This is a genomic window from Cupriavidus sp. SIMBA_020 (genome assembly GCF_046535395.1).
GTDB classification, from domain to species: Bacteria; Pseudomonadota; Gammaproteobacteria; order Burkholderiales; family Burkholderiaceae; genus Cupriavidus; species Cupriavidus campinensis.
On the sequence record NZ_JAWRWU010000004.1, the window covers coordinates 319,213 to 336,907 of the forward strand.

General features: G+C 67.7%; 17 protein-coding genes. 15 read left to right on the forward strand and 2 right to left on the reverse strand.

Features of this window, described 5'->3' with window-relative positions; all coding sequences use genetic code 11:
- Nucleotides 1-6: 6 nt before the first annotated feature.
- Entirely contained in the window at nucleotides 7-984 is a 978-nt protein-coding gene (locus tag SB751_RS10675; protein ID WP_211943146.1) for a Bug family tripartite tricarboxylate transporter substrate binding protein, read from the reverse strand.
- An 82-nt stretch (nucleotides 985-1,066) separates the two neighbouring features.
- Nucleotides 1,067-1,987 (reverse strand): LysR family transcriptional regulator, encoded by a 921-nt coding sequence (locus SB751_RS10680; protein WP_211943145.1) that lies wholly within the window; start codon nucleotides 1,985-1,987, stop codon nucleotides 1,067-1,069.
- Nucleotides 1,988-2,437: 450 nt separating this feature from the next.
- On the opposite strand from SB751_RS10680, the gene SB751_RS10685 reads away from it, so the two are divergent.
- The 15 genes from SB751_RS10685 to SB751_RS10755 all read left to right on the forward strand — a co-directional run bounded on the left by SB751_RS10685 (nucleotide 2,438) and on the right by SB751_RS10755 (nucleotide 17,399).
- Complete coding sequence (locus SB751_RS10685; RefSeq protein WP_144200661.1) at nucleotides 2,438-3,442, forward strand: sulfate ABC transporter substrate-binding protein; 1,005 nt, start codon at nucleotides 2,438-2,440, stop codon at nucleotides 3,440-3,442.
- Nucleotides 3,443-3,720: 278 nt separating this feature from the next.
- Nucleotides 3,721-4,761 carry a sulfonate ABC transporter substrate-binding protein gene (locus SB751_RS10690; RefSeq protein WP_410748020.1) on the forward strand — a complete coding sequence of 347 codons (1,041 nt, stop codon included), beginning with the start codon at nucleotides 3,721-3,723 and terminating at the stop codon, nucleotides 4,759-4,761.
- A 52-nt stretch (nucleotides 4,762-4,813) separates the two neighbouring features.
- The gene (gene ssuD / locus SB751_RS10695) at nucleotides 4,814-5,977 is read left to right on the forward strand and encodes an FMNH2-dependent alkanesulfonate monooxygenase (protein ID WP_211943144.1); all 1,164 of its coding nucleotides are present in this window, start codon (nucleotides 4,814-4,816) and stop codon (nucleotides 5,975-5,977) included.
- 28 nt (nucleotides 5,978-6,005) lie between these two features.
- Complete coding sequence (ssuC, locus tag SB751_RS10700) at nucleotides 6,006-6,800, forward strand: aliphatic sulfonate ABC transporter permease SsuC (protein WP_144200655.1); 795 nt, start codon at nucleotides 6,006-6,008, stop codon at nucleotides 6,798-6,800.
- Nucleotides 6,801-6,830: 30 nt separating this feature from the next.
- Entirely contained in the window at nucleotides 6,831-7,760 is a 930-nt protein-coding gene (locus SB751_RS10705; protein ID WP_211943156.1) for an ATP-binding cassette domain-containing protein, read from the forward strand.
- Nucleotides 7,761-7,806: 46 nt separating this feature from the next.
- Nucleotides 7,807-8,661, forward strand: a complete 855-nt coding sequence (locus SB751_RS10710; RefSeq protein WP_144200653.1) for an EAL domain-containing protein — start codon at nucleotides 7,807-7,809, stop codon at nucleotides 8,659-8,661.
- A complete protein-coding gene (locus SB751_RS10715) occupies nucleotides 8,658-9,347 on the forward strand; it encodes an RBBP9/YdeN family alpha/beta hydrolase (protein WP_144200651.1) in 690 nt (229 codons plus the stop codon). Before SB751_RS10710 ends, SB751_RS10715 begins: the two co-directional genes overlap by 4 nt.
- Before the next feature lie 108 nt (nucleotides 9,348-9,455).
- Complete coding sequence (gene cysT, locus SB751_RS10720; protein WP_144200649.1) at nucleotides 9,456-10,400, forward strand: sulfate ABC transporter permease subunit CysT; 945 nt, start codon at nucleotides 9,456-9,458, stop codon at nucleotides 10,398-10,400.
- A gap of 1 nt (nucleotide 10,401) precedes the next feature.
- The gene (cysW, locus tag SB751_RS10725; RefSeq protein ID WP_211943143.1) at nucleotides 10,402-11,334 is read left to right on the forward strand and encodes a sulfate ABC transporter permease subunit CysW; all 933 of its coding nucleotides are present in this window, start codon (nucleotides 10,402-10,404) and stop codon (nucleotides 11,332-11,334) included.
- Nucleotides 11,331-12,413, forward strand: coding sequence for a sulfate/molybdate ABC transporter ATP-binding protein (locus SB751_RS10730; protein ID WP_410748021.1), 1,083 nt, complete (start codon nucleotides 11,331-11,333; stop codon nucleotides 12,411-12,413). The genes cysW and SB751_RS10730 overlap by 4 nt, the downstream gene beginning before the upstream one ends.
- 39 nt (nucleotides 12,414-12,452) lie before the next feature.
- Nucleotides 12,453-13,400: a CysB family HTH-type transcriptional regulator gene (locus SB751_RS10735; protein WP_144200634.1), complete on the forward strand. Its 948-nt coding sequence runs from the start codon at nucleotides 12,453-12,455 to the stop codon at nucleotides 13,398-13,400.
- Between the two features lie 339 nt (nucleotides 13,401-13,739).
- The gene (locus tag SB751_RS10740; protein ID WP_144200632.1) at nucleotides 13,740-14,897 is read left to right on the forward strand and encodes a sensor histidine kinase; all 1,158 of its coding nucleotides are present in this window, start codon (nucleotides 13,740-13,742) and stop codon (nucleotides 14,895-14,897) included.
- A gap of 47 nt (nucleotides 14,898-14,944) precedes the next feature.
- Nucleotides 14,945-15,760, forward strand: coding sequence for a LytR/AlgR family response regulator transcription factor (locus tag SB751_RS10745; RefSeq protein ID WP_144200630.1), 816 nt, complete (start codon nucleotides 14,945-14,947; stop codon nucleotides 15,758-15,760).
- Between the two features lie 81 nt (nucleotides 15,761-15,841).
- A complete protein-coding gene (locus SB751_RS10750; RefSeq protein ID WP_144200628.1) occupies nucleotides 15,842-16,258 on the forward strand; it encodes a gamma-glutamylcyclotransferase in 417 nt (138 codons plus the stop codon).
- Nucleotides 16,259-16,391: 133 nt separating this feature from the next.
- Complete coding sequence (locus tag SB751_RS10755) at nucleotides 16,392-17,399, forward strand: alpha/beta fold hydrolase (RefSeq protein WP_211943142.1); 1,008 nt, start codon at nucleotides 16,392-16,394, stop codon at nucleotides 17,397-17,399.
- Nucleotides 17,400-17,695 lie beyond the last annotated feature (296 nt).

Here is a 17,695-nt window from a genome sequence, read left to right on the forward strand (position 1 = left end):
CAGCCATCAGCTTTCGGCTTTCACGCCGGCGTCCTTCACGACCTTGGCCCACTTGGTGGACTCGGACGCGATAAAGGCGCCGAACTGCTGGCTCGAGCCGCCGGAATCTTCGGCGCCGAAGCTCTTGAGCCGCTCGGCCACATCGGGCATGAGCAGCACGCGGTTGACGTCGTCGTTCATGCGCTGCACCAGCGCCGGGGACATCCCCTTCGGCCCGACCAGGCCGTACCACGACGCTGCGTCCAGCCCGGGAAAGCCCGATTCCGCCAGCGTCGGCACATTGGGATGGCTGGCCGCGCGCTTGAGCCGGGTCTGGGCGATGGCGATGACCTTGCCCTGCTGGATGAAGGGCGTGGCGGCGGTCATGGTGTCGAACGCGTAGTCGATCTGGCCGCCGATCAGGTCCGCCACGAGCGGGCCGGAGCCTTTGTAGGGCACATGCACCACATCGAGCTTGGCCTGCAGCCGGAACATTTCCAGCGCCAGATGCTGGGCCGAACCGATGCCGGACGAGCCGAACGAGATCTGCCCCGGCTTCTGGCGGCACAGCGCGACGATATCCTTCACCGTACGCACCTTCTGCTCGGGACGGCAGGTCAGCATGTTGGGGGTGACACCGACCATCGAAATCGGCGTGAAGTCGGCGCGCGGGTCGTACTTGACGTCCAGCAGCGCCGGGCCGATGGCATGGCTGTTGACGTGCGCCATCAGCAGCGTGGTGCCGTCAGGTGGCTGTTTCGCCACATAAGCCGCGGCAATCGCCCCGGTGGCGCCGGGTTTGTTCTCCACCAGCACGCTGGTGTTCCACATCGCGCCGAGCTTCTGGCCGATGACCCGCGCCAGCACGTCGGTGCCGCCGCCCGGGGCGAAGCCCACCACGATGCGCACCGGGCCGGCCACATCGGCCGCCCGCGCCAGGCTGGGCATCAGGCCCGGCACGGCCAGTCCGGCCACGGCTCCGAGTAGGAATTGTCTGCGCTGCATTGCCTGTCTCCATCCGTGATTGTTATGGAGCCATCATCCGCAATGCGCCCGGCGCGGGCTATCGCTATTTGGGGGATTCTGGTTACGCGTTTTGCGCAAGCACCTTGAGCACGCCCTGCGCCGCCGAGGACAGCGCGTCCGCCGGGCGATGGCACAGCACGAACTGCCGCTGCGCCCAGGGGGCGTCGATGGGCAGGCGCACGAAGCGGCTGCCGCCCGCCACCTCGCCCGCAACGGCCTCCGGCATCACGCCGCAACCCAGGTTCTGCGCCACCAGCGCGGCGATGCTGTCGAAGCCGCCCACGCGCATGCGCATGCGCAGCACCCGCCCGGCTTCCTCGGCCAGCCGTTCCAGCCCGAGCGAGATGGCCGAGCCTTCGCCCAGCACGATCAGGTCGCAGTCGAGCACATCGTCCGAGGTCACCTGGGCGTGCCCGGCCAGCGCATGGTCGCGCGCCACCACCAGCACCAGCCGGTCATGCCGGTAGGGCGCGGTCGGCAGGTCGATCATGCCGAGGCTGCCTTCGTAGATGCCGATATCCACGGTGCCGCGCCGCAGCGACTGCTGCACCTCGAGGCTGTTCATCTCCTGGAGGTCGATGCGCACGCCCGGGCAGGCGGCGGCACAGCGCTGGATATCGAAAGGCAGGAACTGGATCACGGCGGATTTCGGCGCAGCAATGCGCACCACGCCAAGATCGCCGCCGATAAAGGAGGCCGCATCGTCCTGCATGCGCTGCACGGTGTGGGTGATGCCGCGCGCGTGGGCCAGCAGGGCGCGGCCGGCTTCGGTCAGCGCCATGCCGTGGGGCAGGCGTTCGAACAGCGCCACGCCCAGCTGGGCCTCCAGTTCGAGGACGCGGCGCGAGGCTGCGGCCGGGGCCAGGTGCAGCCGCTCGGCGCCACGCGTGATGCCGCCGAGTTCGGCCACGGCGATGAACAGCTGGACGGTCGTGAGATCGAAATGCAGCCGGGGGCTGCGCAAGGGCAGGGGGGACGTCACGATGGGCGGCGTTGATGGACAGCCTGCAATTGTCCGCGCGTGGGGCGGCGCCGGCCATTGCGGATTTCCCGCCCAAACCGTACCGGATTACCCCAGCCTATGCCGGCTTTGATATGGGTCAATCCCGGAGTGGCGTGCGCTGGATAAGATGGCATCCGTCATGGAGATGCGGGGGCGCTCTTCATGACTTGTCTACCCGTTTCCGGAAATGGAAACTTGGCCCGCGATGCTTCTCCGGCTTCGCGGGCTTTCTTTTTTGGGCGCCGCCCGGCGCCTTTCGGGCGGATATGTGCATATTCCTGCCCGTTCTTATGCGGATTTCGTGCTTGGATCGGCGAAACCATTCGTTCCGTTCAGAAGACCCCGTCGGTAGTCTCTAACCCTGACAGAAGCCCGGAAGCCATCCGGGCCGGTTTCCACGCCATTGACACCTGACGGGAGCAAGACAAGATGATTCGCAAGCTGGCCATCGGCCTCGCCGTACTCTCCGCACTCGGCGCCGCCCAGACCGCCTCGGCCACCAATCTGCTGAACGTATCGTATGACCCCACGCGCGAGCTGTACGTGGATGTGAACGCGGCCTTCGCCAAGGCCTGGAAGGCGCAGGGTGGCGATGCCGTGACGATTCGCCAGTCGCACGGCGGTTCGGGCAAGCAGGCCCGCTCCGTGATCGACGGGCTGGACGCCGACGTGGTCACCCTCGCCCTCGGCTACGACATCGACGCCATCGCCGAAAAGGGCTGGATCAAGCCGGACTGGCAGAAGCGCCTGCCGCACAACGCCTCGCCGTACACCTCGACCATCGTGTTCCTGGTGCGCAAGGGCAATCCCAAGCAGATCAAGGACTGGGGCGACCTGGTCAAGCCGGGCGTGCAGGTGATCACCCCGAACCCGAAGACCTCGGGCGGTGCGCGCTGGAACTACCTGGCCGCGTGGGGCTATGCGCTGCGCCAGCCGGGCGGCAATGACGCCAAGGCCCGCGATTTCGTCTCGGCGCTGCTCAAGAACGTGCCGGTGCTCGACTCGGGCGCGCGCGGGGCCACCACTACGTTCGTGGAACGCGGCCTGGGCGACGTGCTGATCGCCTGGGAGAACGAGGCCATCCTGGCCATCAAGGAACTGGGTCCGGACAAGTTCGATATCGTCGCGCCGTCGGTCTCGATCCTGGCCGAGCCACCCGTAGCCGTGGTGGACAAGGTGGTGGACAAGAAGGGCACCCGCAAGGCGGCCGAAGCCTACCTCCAATTCCTCTACACCGACGAGGGCCAGGAAATCGCCGCCAAGAACTACTACCGGCCAATTTCCGAGAAGGTGGCGGCCAAGTACGCGGCCAACTTCCCGAAGGTGAAGCTGTTCACGATCGACGAGGTATTTGGCGGCTGGCAAAAGGCCCAGAAGACGCACTTCGCCGATGGCGGGTCGTTCGACCAGGTCTACCAGCCGGGCCGGAAGTAAATCCGCAACGGGGCGGTGCCATCGCGCGTGCCGCCCCGGCCCATCAGGAAGATCCATCAGGAAGACCCACCAAGGAGCGCCCGATGTCTGCCAGCCCGATCCGCATCGCCCGCCGGCGATGTCCCGCCTGACCTGAATCCCCCGCGCCGCGCCTGACGCGCGCGCATTCCCGGAAGACCGCTTGCCCGATGCCGCTGTTCGCCAGCCGGCAGGGAGGCCTGTCGCCCGTGGCCCGTCGCTTTCAGATTTCTCTCATAGACAGATCCAGGACAACTCGCATGACATCGCCCATTGCTCGCTCCCTCTCTAAACGCCGCCGCCTGTTGACGGGCGCGCTGGTCCTCGCCACCGGCCTGGCCTACGGGCTGCTGGCCGCGCCGGTACAGGCCCAGTCGCAGACCGTGAACCCGAAGCTGCTGCGCATTGGCTATCAGAAGTACGGCACGCTGACGCTGCTCAAGGCGCGCGGCACGCTTGAGAAACGTCTTGCGCCGCAGGGCATTACGGTCAAGTGGACCGAGTTCCCGGCCGGCCCGCAGCTGCTGGAGGGGCTCAACGTGGGCGCCGTCGATTTCGGCACCGTGGGCGAGGCCCCGCCGATCTTCGCGCAGGCCGCCGGCGCGCAACTGGCCTACATCGGCAATGAGCCGCCCGCGCCGACCGCCGAGGCCATCGTGGTGCCAAAGGGCTCCGCGCTGAAGTCCGTGGCGGACCTGCGCGGCAAGCGCGTGGCGCTGAACAAGGGTTCGAACGTGCACTACCTGCTGGTGAAGCAGCTGGAGGCGGCCGGCGTGGCCTACAGCGAGATCCAGCCGGTCTACCTGCCGCCCGCCGATGCGCGGGCCGCCTTCGAGCGCGGCGCGGTGGACGCCTGGGTGATCTGGGACCCGTTCCTGGCCGCCGCCGAGAAGCAACTGGGCGCGCGCGTGCTGATCGACGGACGCAGCGCGGATGGCAAGAACGTGGTCAGCAATCACCAGTTCTACCTGGCCTCGCGCCCCTACGCGCAGGCCAAGCCGGACGTGGTGAGCACGATCCTCGACGAACTCGCGCAACTGGGCCAATGGGCCGGGAAGCATCCGAAGGACGCCAGCACGGTGCTGGTGAAGGAAACCGGCCTCGACGCCACCGTGCTCGACCTCGCCGTTTCAAGGTTTTCCTATGGCGCCAAGCCGGTCACGCCCGCCGTGCTGGCCGAGCAGCAGCGCATTGCCGATGCCTTCCACACGCTCAAGCTGATTCCCAAGCCGATCCAGGTGGCCGATGCCGCCTGGACCCCGCCGGCCGGCAAGGCGCCGACCCAGCAGGCCCAGCGCTGAACCCCGCTGATCCCCTGATCCCCCCATATCTAGACAAATTACGAGGCCCGACATGCAACTGTTTTGGTTCATCCCCACCCATGGCGACAGCCGCTACCTGGGCACGTCCGAAGGCGCGCGCGAGGTCAGCTTCGACTATCTGAAGCAGATTGCCGTCGCCGCCGATACGCTCGGCTATGAAGGCGTGCTGATTCCCACCGGCCGTTCCTGCGAAGACCCGTGGGTGGCGGCGTCCGCGCTGTCCGCCGTGACGCGCCAGCTCAAGTTCCTGGTGGCGGTGCGGCCCGGGCTGATGACGCCGACGCTGGCCGCGCGCATGGCGGCAACGTTCGACCGGCTCTCCGGCGGGCGGCTGCTGGTGAACCTGGTCACCGGTGGCGACGTGGCGGAGCTGGAGGGCGATGGCCTGTTCCTCGACCATGCGGCGCGCTACGAGGCGTCGGCGGAGTTCATCCGCATCTGGCGTGACGTGCTGGCCGCCAGCCATGACAGCGGCCAGATCGACTTCAGCGGCAAGCACCTGACCGTGAAGGGCGCCCGGGTGCTGTACCCGCCCGTGCAGCGCCCGCATCCGCCGGTGTACTTTGGCGGGTCGTCCGAGGCCGCGCACGAGCTGGCGGGCGAGCAGGTCGATACCTACCTGACCTGGGGCGAGCCGCCGGCAGATGTGGCAAAGAAGCTGGCCGATGTGCGCGCCCGCGCGGCGAAGCATGGCCGCACGGTGAGGTTCGGCATCCGTCTGCACGTAATCGTGCGCGAGACCGACGATGCCGCCTGGGCCGCCGCCGAAGACCTGATCAGCCGGCTCGACGACGAGACCGTGGCGCGCGCGCAGGCCGTGTTCGCCAGGATGGATTCGGAAGGGCAGCGCCGCATGGCTGCGCTCCACGCGGGCGGGGCCGAGCGCACGCGCGAGGCGCTTGAGATTAGTCCCAACCTGTGGGCCGGTGTGGGGCTGGTGCGTGGCGGTGCCGGCACGGCGCTGGTGGGCGATCCGCAGACCGTGGCGGCGCGCATCGAGGAATACGCGGCGCTGGGCATCGACACCTTCGTGCTGTCCGGCTACCCGCACCTCGAAGAAGCGTACCGCTTTGCCGAGCTGGTGTTCCCGCTGCTGCCGCGCACCGTGCGGGAGAAGCTGCCGGGGCAGGTGCTGTCCGGGCCGTTCGGCGAAGTGATGGCCACCGGCATCGTGCCGCGTGCGTCGCAGAGCTAGCGCGGGGGAGGGTCTCAAGATGTCTCAGATGTCTCAATCGAAACGCATTTCCGTGCCGACCATCAACGCGCAGGCCATCGCCCCGTGGATCGTGCCGGTGCTGCTGATTGGCGTGTGGCAGGCGGCGTCGCAACTGGGCTGGCTGTCCAACCGCGTGCTGCCGGCGCCGCTGGCCGTGGTGGAGGCCGCGTGGACGCTGGCCGCCTCCGGCGAGCTGTGGCGCCATGTCTGGGTCAGCACCTGGCGTGCGGTGGTGGGGCTGGCCGTGGGCGGCGGGCTGGGCCTCGCGCTCGGGCTGCTGACCGGCACCTTCCGCACCGCCGCCACGCTGCTCGACAGCACGCTCCAGATGGTGCGCAACATCCCCACGCTGGCGCTGATTCCGCTGGTGATCCTCTGGTTTGGCATCGACGAGACCGCCAAGCTGTTCCTGGTGGCGCTGGGCGTGTTCTTCCCGGTGTACCTGAACACGTATCACGGCATCCGCGCGGTGGACCCGGGGCTGGTGGAGATGGCGCGCAGCTACGGCTTGTCCGGCTGGCGGCTGTACCGCGAGGTGATCCTGCCCGGCGCGCTGCCGAACATCCTGGTGGGCGTGCGGTTCTCGCTCGGCCTGATGTGGGTGATTCTGATCGTTGCCGAGACGATCTCTGCGCAGTCAGGTATCGGCTATATGACGATGAACGCGCGCGAATTCCTGCAGACCGATGTGGTGCTGGTGGGCATCCTGCTCTACGCGCTGCTCGGCAAGCTGGCGGATGTGCTGTCGCGCGCGCTGGAGCGCTTCTGGCTGCGCTGGCATCCGGGCTACCAGTCCGCCTGACCTGAAAACGACATGAACAAGGAGTCGACGATGCATACCCATCCGGTGGAACAGGCGGCGCTGGCCTACCTTGACGCGGGGCTGGCCGCCCGTGCCCCGACGCGGCCGGCGACGCGCGATACCCGCGATACGCGCGATACCCGACCTTCCGGGGGGGTGTCCCTGCGCGTGGAGCAGGTGGTCAAGCGCTACAACGGCCGGGAGGTGCTGCACGGCATTGACCTCCAGGCGCAGCCAGGCGAGTTCGTGGCGATCGTCGGACGCAGCGGCTGCGGCAAGAGCACGCTGCTGCGGCTGGTGGCGGGGCTGGAGGCAGCCGATGGCGGCGCCGTGAACATCGACAGGAGCGAGGCCCCCCACGCCCGTGGGGGCCGGGCGGTGCGCGAGGATATCCGCGTGATGTTCCAGGACGCGCGGCTGCTGCCGTGGAAGCGTGTGCTGGACAACGTGGCGCTGGGCCTGCCGCGCACGCGCCGCGACGACGCGGCCAACGTGCTGGCCCAGGTGGGGCTGGCCGAGCGTGCCGGCGAATGGCCCGCGCGGCTCTCCGGCGGCCAGCGGCAGCGCGTGGCACTGGCGCGGGCGCTGGTCCACCATCCGCGCCTGCTGTTGCTCGATGAGCCGCTCGGCGCGCTGGACGCGCTCACGCGCATCGAGATGCAGGGGCTGATCGAATCGCTGTGGCGCCGGCTCGGCTTCACGGCGCTGCTGGTCACGCACGATGTGTCCGAGGCGATTGCCCTGGCCGACCGCGTGGTGCTGATCGAGGACGGCCGCATCGCGCTGGACCAGCGCGTGGACCTGCCCCGGCCCCGCCAGCGCGGCGCGGCGGCGTTCGCGGAACTGGAGGCGGCGGTGCTCGACCGCGTGATGCGGAAGGCGGACCCGGCCGCGGAGACCCCCACGGAAGTATCGACCTCGCAGAATCTTCATGCCCCGTTGGCGGAGGAGCTTCTATGATGATCCATCAGGCCATCCACGCACCGGCGTTGCCGGCGGAGTTGCCATGACCCTTTCGACGCAAGCCCTGTCTTCGTCGGCCAGCCCGCTGGCCACCTATCTCGACACCCTGCCGCGTGTGCCGGTGCCGGGGCGCGAGCTGTGGCGCGACGCCCGGGGGCAGGTGCAGGGCCAGTATTTCAACTGCTCGCTGACCAGCGCGTTCGAGCCGCTGGTGACGCTGGCGGCGCGCGAGGTGGTGGCCCACGAGGGCTCCATCCGCACCTATGCCGAGGACGGCGTGGGGCTGGCGGCGTGGAAGCTGTTCGCGATGGCGGCGGACGATGCCTCGCTGGTCTCGCTGGACCGCCTGTCGCGGCTGGTGCACGCCATCAACTACTTCGCGGCCGATGGTTCCCATCAGCTTGTCTTGAATGTTCACAACCGGCTGCTCGCCGCCGTGGCGGACGACCACGGCGCGGCGTTCCGGCGCGCGCTGGAGTCGCTGGGGCTGCCGATCGATCGTTTCGTGATCCAGGTGCCGGCCAGCGCCAATGACGACCTGCCGCTGCTGCTGCACGTGGTGGGCAACTACCGGCGCAATGGCTTCAAGGTGAGCCTGCAGGCATCGGACCCGGCCGAGGCCGGCGCGCTGATGGCGCACGCGCTGCCGGACTGGCTCAAGCTGGACATGCGCCGCACCTGGACGGACCGCCAGCTGGCCGGCCTGCGTGCGAGCGCCGATACCGCCGGCGTGACGCTGATCGGCCGGCGCGTGCAGGACGACGTGGCCGTGGCGCGGCTGCAGGACGCGGGCATCGCGCTGGGGCAGGGCGTGGCCGTGGCCGGGGAGCCGGTGTCGGCACGTCACTTGCATGCATCGGATCATCCATCGAACCCCGCGCAAAGGGAGCCCGCATGACAGCATCGATCGCTTCGTTGTCCGCTTTGTTGTCGGATAGCACGGCCGCGCCGCGCCTGGCGGTGCCGCGCGGCTTGCAGATCCTGACCGTGCCCGGGCTCCATGGCAGTGGGCCGGCCCACTGGCAGAGCCGCTGGGAAGCGAAGTTTCCGGACTGGCAGCGAATCGACCAGCACGACTGGGGGCGCCCCAGCCTGCCGCTCTGGGCGGAGCGGGTCTCGGAAGGCATCTCCCGAGCCCAGCGCGTGGCGCCGCGCGGGGCGGTGCTTGTGGCGCACAGTTTTGGATGCCTGGCCACGCTGCGCCAGGCCGTGCTGGACCCGGCCGGCGTGGCCGGCGTGCTGCTGGTGGCGCCGGCCGATCCGGACAAGTTCGGCGTGGCGCCGCTGCTGCCGACCTCCCGGCTGCCGTTTCCGACCATTCTCGTGGCCAGCCGCAACGATCCGTGGATGCACCAGCGCACCGCCTTCAGCTGGGGCACGCTCTGGGGCAGCGAGCTGGTCGATGCCGGCCCCCTCGGCCATATCAATGCCGATTCCGGGCTGGGCGAGTGGCCAGAAGGGCAGGCCCTACTCGCCACTTTGCTGCAAAGAATTGAGTCCGATGGACGGATTTTGGCTTCAGGTGACGGTTCGGACACCTGGGAGGCCTCTGCCGAGGTCAGTCCGACCGTCCCTTATATCTAAAACGATTAAAGAAATACGTAAAGATTCGTTCTGTTTATAAGGGCGCATCTGCAAAATTTGTCTCGTACCCCGGCGCCTTATGCGCCGGCTTCATAAAGACGAGACGACATGCCCCCATCGATCACCCTGGCGGCCCCTGCGCCCACCGACGCGCCGCGCCGGCCGGCCCGCTCCGGCACGCAACGGTTTACCGTGCTGCCCGGCTTCGGCCTGTCCCTGGGTTTCACCATCTTCTATCTGACGCTGATCGTCCTGATCCCGCTGTCGGCCACGTTCCTGAAGACTTTCACGATGACGTGGGACGCGTTCTGGACCACGGTGACCGCGCCGCGCGTGGTGGCGTCTTATCAGTTGAGCTTCGGCGCGTCGCTGGTGGCAGCCATCATCAATACCGTGTTCGGGCTGGTGGTGGCGTGGGTGCTGGTGCGTTACCGCTTTCCGGGCAAGCGCCTGATCGACGCGCTGGTGGACCTGCCTTTCGCGCTGCCCACCGCCGTGGCCGGTATTGCGTTGACGGCGCTGTTCGCGGGCAATGGCTGGATCGGCAAGTACCTGGAGCCCCTCGGCATCAAGGTGGCGTTTACGCCGCTTGGTGTGGTGGTGGCGCTGACCTTTATCGGCCTGCCTTTCGTCGTGCGCACGGTGCAGCCGGTGCTGGAAGACGTGGAGCGCGAGCTTGAGGAGGCCGCCGCCAGCCTGGGCGCCTCGCGGCTCCAGACCTTCTGGCGCGTGATCCTGCCGGCCATCCTGCCGGCGCTGCTGACCGGCTTCGCGCTGTCGTTCGCCCGGGCCACGGGCGAGTACGGCTCGGTGGTGTTCATCTCCGGCAACATGCCGATGGTGTCCGAGATTGCCCCGCTGATGATCTATTCGAAGCTGGAGCAGTACGACTACGCCGGCGCCACTGCCGTGGCGGTGGTGATGCTGGTGATCTCGTTCGGGCTGCTGCTGTTGATCAACCTGTTGCAGGCGTGGACGCGCCGTTCCCAGTCGGGCCGCCGCGCTGCGGCGCTGCCTGATGGTCCCCACCACGGCAATCCGGAGGCGAACTGACATGGCCGGCGCAATTTCCCGACTCGGCGCGTCGCAAGGGGCCAACCCCGGCGCCCCGCATCGCCACGACGCCACCGGCGAAGCCCCGTGGGTACGGTACACGCTGATCACGGTGGCGGTGCTGTTCCTCGGCCTGTTCCTGTTTATCCCGCTGGCCTCGGTGTTCTATGAGGCGCTGAAGAAGGGCGTCGATACCTACTTCGCCGCGCTGGTGGAGCCGGACGCCGTCTCGGCGATCCAGCTCACGCTGCTGGTGGCCGCCATCGCCGTGCCGCTCAACGTGGTGTTCGGCGTGGCCGCCGCCTGGGCCATCGCCAAGTTCGAATTCCGGGGCAAGCAGCTGCTGACCACGCTGATCGACCTGCCGTTCTCGGTCTCGCCGGTGATCTCGGGCCTGATCTACGTGCTGATGTTTGGCGCGCAGGGCTGGTTCGGCCCGTGGCTGGAGGCGCACGACATCAAGATCATGTTCGCGGTGCCGGGCATCGTGCTGGCGACGATCTTCGTCACCTTCCCGTTCGTGGCGCGCGAGCTGATTCCGCTGATGCAGGCCCAGGGCAGCGAGGAGGAGGAGGCCGCCATCGTGCTGGGCGCGTCCGGTTGGCAGACCTTCCGGCACATCACGCTGCCGAACATCCGCTGGGGCCTGCTGTATGGCGTGATCCTGTGCAATGCGCGGGCGATGGGCGAGTTCGGCGCGGTGTCGGTGGTCTCGGGCCATATCCGCGGCCTGACCAACACCATGCCGCTGCACGTGGAAATTCTTTACAACGAGTACAACTTCGCGGCCGCGTTCGCGGTGGCGTCGCTGCTGACGCTGCTGGCGCTGGTCACGCTGGGCATCAAGACGCTGGTGGAAATTCGCGCCGGCAAGGAACATCAGGACGAGGGCGCGAGCCGCCCCGCGCCGACACTGCAAGGGCAGCCATCATGAGCATTCAGGTCAGGAACGTACAGAAGCATTTCGGCGATTTCGTCGCGCTGGACAACGTCTCGCTCGACTTCGACGAAGGCGAGCTGACCGCGCTGCTGGGCCCCTCGGGCTGCGGCAAGACCACGCTGCTGCGCATCATCGCCGGCCTGGAGCGCGCCGATGCTGGCCAGGTGGTGCTGGGCGGGCAGGACGCCTCCGCGCAGCACGTACGCCAGCGCAATGTCGGCTTCGTGTTCCAGCATTACGCGCTGTTCAAGCATATGAGCGTGTTCGAGAACGTGGCCTTCGGCCTGCGCGTGAAGCCGCGCGCCGAGCGGCCCTCGGAAGCGAAGATCCGCGAGAAGGTGAAGTCGCTGCTGGAACTGGTGCAGCTCGACTGGCTGGCCGACCGCTATCCGGCGCAACTCTCGGGCGGGCAGCGCCAGCGCATTGCGCTGGCCCGCGCGCTGGCCGTTGAGCCGCGCGTGCTGCTGCTCGACGAACCGTTCGGCGCGCTGGACGCCAAGGTGCGCAAGGAACTGCGCCGCTGGCTGCGCCGCCTGCACGATGAACTGCACGTGACCAGCGTATTCGTCACGCACGACCAGGAAGAGGCGCTGGAAGTGGCCGACCAGGTGGTGCTGATGAACCACGGCCGCGTGGAGCAGTCCGGCACGCCCGAGGCGGTCTACAACCATCCGGCCACGCCGTTCGTGTTCGGCTTCCTCGGCAATGTGAACCTGTTCCATGGCTGGCTGGAAGTGGGCGATACCGGCGGGCTGCTGCATACCGGCGAGGCGATTCTGCCCGTGGTGGGCAGCGGCCACGAGACCGCCGGCGACGCGGTGGCCTACGTCCGTCCGCATGACCTGGACGTGGAGCGCTACGCGCCGGGCACCGATGGCATCGCCGTCACGCTGCGCCGCGCGCTGACGCTGGGGCCGGTGGCCCAGCTGGAACTGGAGCGCGAGGACAACCAGGACGTGATCGAGGTGGCGCTGCCGCTCGAACGCTTCCGACACGCGGGGTTCCGGGAGGGCGAGTTGCTGGCGGTGCGTCCGCGCCAGTTGCGCGTCTTCACGGCCGGCACCCGTAACTGATCCGCCCCCAACAAACAGAGCAGACCCAGGAGCGCCCCCATGAACTTCCAGCAACTGAGATCGATCCGCGAGGCGGTGCGCCGTCAGTTCAACCTGACGGAAGTGGCCAATGCGCTCTATACGTCACAACCAGGCGTGTCGCGCCAGATCCGCGAACTCGAGGAAGAACTCGGCGTGGAGATCTTCGAACGCTACGGCAAGCGCCTCACCGGGCTGACCGAGCCGGGCCGCGAGATCGTCCGCATCGTCGAACGGCTATTGCTCGAAGCCGAGAACCTGCGCCAGGCCGGCGACGAGTTCGCGGGCCGCCATACCGGCCGCCTGACGGTGGCTACCACGCACACGCAGGCACGCTACGCGCTGCCGAAGGTGGTGCAGAGCTTCCGGCGTGAATACCCCCACGTGACGTTGGCGCTGCAGGAAGCGTCGCCGTCCCATATCGTCGAATTGCTGCTGACGGGGCAGGCCGACATCGGCATCGCCACGGAGGCCGTGGCCAACGAGGCCGGGCTGACCTCGTTCGAGGCCTACAGCTGGCAGCACGTGCTGGTGGTCTCGCCCGAGCATCCGCTGACGCGGCTGCCCGAGCCGACGCTGGAGGACATCGCCAATTTCCCGATCATCACCTACGACGCCGGCTTTACCGGGCGCCGCAAGATCGACGGGGCGTTTGCCGAGGCCGGTCTCCAGCCGGAAATCGTGCTGACGGCGATGGATGCCGACGTGATCAAGACTTACGCCGAACTGGACCTGGGCGTGGGGATCATCGCCTCGATGGCCTACGACGCCCGCAAGGACGCCGGCCTGGTGCGGATCTCCGCCGACCATCTGTTCGAGCCGAACACGACCAGCGTGGCCGTGCGGCGGGGCGCGTACCTGCGCGGCTACGCGCACGCGTTCATCAATATGTTCGCGCCGCATCTGTCGCGCGATACGGTGTCCACGGCGCTGGCCGAGAGCGCCAACCGCCCGGCGCTGGCCGCCTGATCCTGCGCGGACGGCTTTCAAACGGCCGTTCGCGGGGGGTTGCCCGCGGCAGATCCTTGCCCGATCCCGCCTTCCGGTCGTCCCAGCCGGTCGTCCCGGCGCACACTTCGCGCCGTGTGCCGCCGTTTCGTCGCACGGTGCTTCCTTCCTCGCCGCGTCCGGCGTAAAGTGCCCTCACGCAGACCGCCTTTTAAGCAAATTGCGATAACAGGCGGATGCATGCTGCAGTGCATCATCAGAATGCCACGCGGCCACTGCCGTGAATCTACGAGGAGGGAAGACCATGCGGCAAATCCATGATGCCGGGGATGGGTGCGTCGGCCCCGCGAGCGGCCGCCCATGAAGCGCTGCCTCTCCACCGCGCTGCCATCGCGGCTGAATATCCTTGGCCGCGACTTGCTGTTCGTGCTCTGCATGAACACGGTGATCGCCGTCAGCCTGAATTACGGCTTCCAGACGGGCGGTACCTTCGCGCACAACTTTCTCTATAGCCAGCTGATCGGCCTGTCGATCTGGATCTTTATCGACGTGCCGCGCGTGCTGATCTGGTGGAACGACCGCCCGCGCCGCTGGCCGTTCATGTGCCTGGCCGTGGTGGCCGTGCCGCTGGGCGTGGTGCTCGGCAGCTGGGCCACGCGCGAGCTGCTGGGGCTGCCGATCAAGTCGCAGGCGGAGGCGGGCGACATGCTGCGCATGTGCCTGGTGGTGGGCATGCTGGCATCGGCGAGCATGATCTATTTCTACTGGTCGCGCGAGAAGCTGGCCTACCTGGAGCGCCAGGCCGCGCTGGACGCGCTCCAGCGCGAGGAATCCGAAAAGCAGCTCGTGCGCGCCCAGTTGATGGCGCTGCAGGCGCAGATCGAACCCCATTTCCTGTTCAACTCGCTGGCCAACCTCGATGGCTTGATCGCCACCGATCCGCGCGCGGCGCGGCAGTTACTGCAACGGCTGATCGGCTTCCTGCGCATGTCGCTGCAACACACGCGGGCGGAGCAGTGCACGCTGAAGCAGGAGTTCGAGCTGCTGCGCAGCTATCTCGATATCCAGGGCATGCGCTTTGGCGCGCGGCTCGCATTCCAGATTGATTTGCCGCCGGCGCTGGCCGAGGCCGAGATTCCGCCGATGCTGATCCAGCCGCTGGTGGAGAACGCGGTGACGCATGGCATCGAGCCGTGTATGAATGGCGGAAAGATCACATTGTCTGCCCGGGATGCCGGCGACGGCAGCGTGCAGGTCATCATCGCCGATACCGGCGTGGGCTTCTGCCAGGGCCACAGCAAGGGCTCGGGCATGGGCCTGACCCATGTGCGCGAGCGCCTGGCGCGGATCTTCGGTGCCACGGCCAGCATGCAGATGGAAGAAAACACCCCGCGCGGCGTGGTGGTGCGGGTGACGCTGCCGCTGGTGCGGCGGACCGATCCCACGCTCGCACCCGTGCGCGCCCCCGCGCATGGCGGTGCACCGGCCATGGCCACGCCTGCCGTGTCCAGCTCCTGATTCCCTTCTGCCTCCCCGAGTCCGACCCCGACCTCGACCTCGACCCCATGAGTCCGACCCTGCTGATCGCTGACGACGAAGTGCTGCTGGCCCGCGTGCTGGCGTCCGAACTGGCCGGCCTCTGGCCCGAGGCCAATATCGTCGCCGTGGTCCATGACGGCGTGGCGGCGCTCGATGCCGCCCGCGAACATCGGCCCGACGTGGCCTTCCTGGACATCCGCATGCCCGGCATGAGCGGCATGGACGTGGCGCGCGAACTGATCGAGTTCGACGACCCGCCGCTGGTGGTCTTCGTCACCGCCTATGACCAGTTCGCGCTGGAAGCCTTCGAGCGCGCCGCCGTGGACTACGTGCTGAAGCCGGTGCAGCGCGAGCGGCTGGAGGCCACGGTGTGCCGGCTCAAGGCGCGCATGGAGGCCCGGGACAGCAGCCACGAGACCCACGACGTGGGCGCGATGGTCGATGCGGACAAGCTCGCGCAGCTGCTGCACCGGCTCGAGTCGCTCGAAAACCAGACCCCCGCGCGTTCCGCTGGGCAGTATTTGCGCTTCATCAAGGCGCTGGTGGGGCAGGAGGTCCGCATCATTCCCGTGGACGAAGTGGTCTACCTCGAAGCCACCGACAAGTACGTGAACGTGGTCTCCACCAGCGGCGAGGCGCTGATCCGCACCAGCCTGCGCGAGCTGGCGCAGCAATTGGACCCGGACCGCTTCTGGCAGATTCATCGCGGCACGGTGGTCAATATCGACTGCGTGGCGAGCGCGATCACCCAGTCGCTGGGCCGGCTCTCGCTGCGCCTGCGCGACCGCGAGGAAGTGCTGCCGGTGGCGCGGCAGTACGCCCACCTGTTCAAGCAGATGTAGGGCGGCACGCCGCCGCAATCCGCCATATTTCCTCTACCATGGCCGCTTTGCGACTGGCCATTTTCCTGAGGAGACGTTTCGATGCCCCGCGTTTTCGTCTACGGCACGCTGCGTGCCGGCGAGGTCAACGACCTGAACCGCGCCGCCACGCGCCACGGCATTGCCGCGCCAACGCTGATCGGCACGGGCGTGCTGGCGGGCCGGCTGTATGACTTCGGCACCTATCCCGGCCTTGTGCCGGACGCGGCGGCCGGGCCGGTCACCGGCGATCTCTACGACATCCCCGACGCGCTGCTGCCCGTGCTCGACGAAATCGAGGAAGTCTACCCGGGGCAGGCCACGCTGTTCCTGCGCGAATCCTGCATCGTGGACTGCAACGGCGCCCCCATCGAATGCCTGCTGTATCCGGTGGCCGACGCCGCCGTGGCCGGGCTCGCCCGCATCGACAGCGGCGACTGGGTGGCCTACCGCAAGGCGCGTGACGGCGTGGTGGCCTGATCCGCGAATTTGTCCCGCTTTTGTCACGTTTCAAACAGCGCCGCACGGCTCGCGGCGCTGCAGCGTTCGGCGTAGCATGGATCGACGATGACAGCACCGGCTGTCATCGCGCCATCCCCGGAGCCTGCCGCCGATGCCAGCCAGCCATCCCCTTCATATAGATAGAGAGATAGAGCGAGACGGGCCGCAGCCGTATCCCTATCCGCATCCGGCCTGCCGCTTCCACGTCCAGTCCGGCACCGTGCGCCTGGCCGCCACGGCGTGGGGCGATCCTGCCAGGCCGGTGGTGGTGCTGGTGCACGGCTACCCGGACAACAGCCACGTCTGGCAAGGCGTGGCGCAGGCGCTGGCCGACCGCTTCCATGTGATTGCGTACGACGTGCGCGGCGCGGGTGGCTCAGACGTGCCGCCGCGCGTGGACGACTACCGGCTGGAGCGCCTTGCCGACGATTTCATCGCGGTCATCGACGCCGTGGCGCCAGATCGGCGCGTGCATCTGGTTGGCCATGACTGGGGATCGATCCAGGGCTGGGAATTCGTGACCGACCCGCGCCTGCACGGGCGCATCGCGTCGTTCACCTCGTGCTCGGGGCCGTGCCTCGACCATGCCGCCAGCGCGCTGCGCACGCCGGGGCGGCGCACCTGGGCGCAGCGGCGCGCCACGCTGCGGCAGGCGCTGGCCTCCTGGTACATCGTCTTCTTCCATATTCCCAAGCTGCCCGAGTGGCACTGGCGCCTCTGGCTCGGGCGCGGCTGGACGCACTGGCTGCGCCATACCGAGGGGCTGTTCGCGCCGCCCAATCCTACGCAGACCGCCGATGGCATCCAGGGCCTGCGGCTCTACCGTGCCAACTTCCGCGCCCGGCTGCGCGCCCCGCGCGAGCGCCGCGCCCACGCACCGGTGCAGGTCATCGTGCCGACGCTGGACCGCTACGTGCGTCCCGCACTCACCGAGAACCTCGGCAAATGGGTGGCCGACCTCTGGCGCCGGCAGGTGGAGGCCCACCACTGGCTGCCGCTGGCACAGCCCCGCCGCATGGCGACGATGGTCAGCGAATTTGTCGACCATCTGGAAGGGGCGCCGGCGTCGCCAGACCTCGCAAAAGCGCGAGTGTCGTCCTCGGCTGCCAATATTTCATGATGTGGAAAGCTGTTTTGGTGCGCAAAAATACATGGGTGCGCGGCACAACGGTCATTTCTCATCATGGAAGATTGCTTGCCGCATCGTGAAATTTATTTTGCAACGTATTGATTGATAAGGAATAAAAATCTCTGCCTGACGATGATTGAGCGCTTGTTGCGACGCGGGAAGCTTCCCTACACTCTTATATAAGACACATGACCTGAGACGCCAAAAACCGGCGACGCAGGGTGTCACAAGATCCGAAGCCAAGTACCCGAATTTTCGCCAACTACCATCTGTCATCAGGAGAGTGA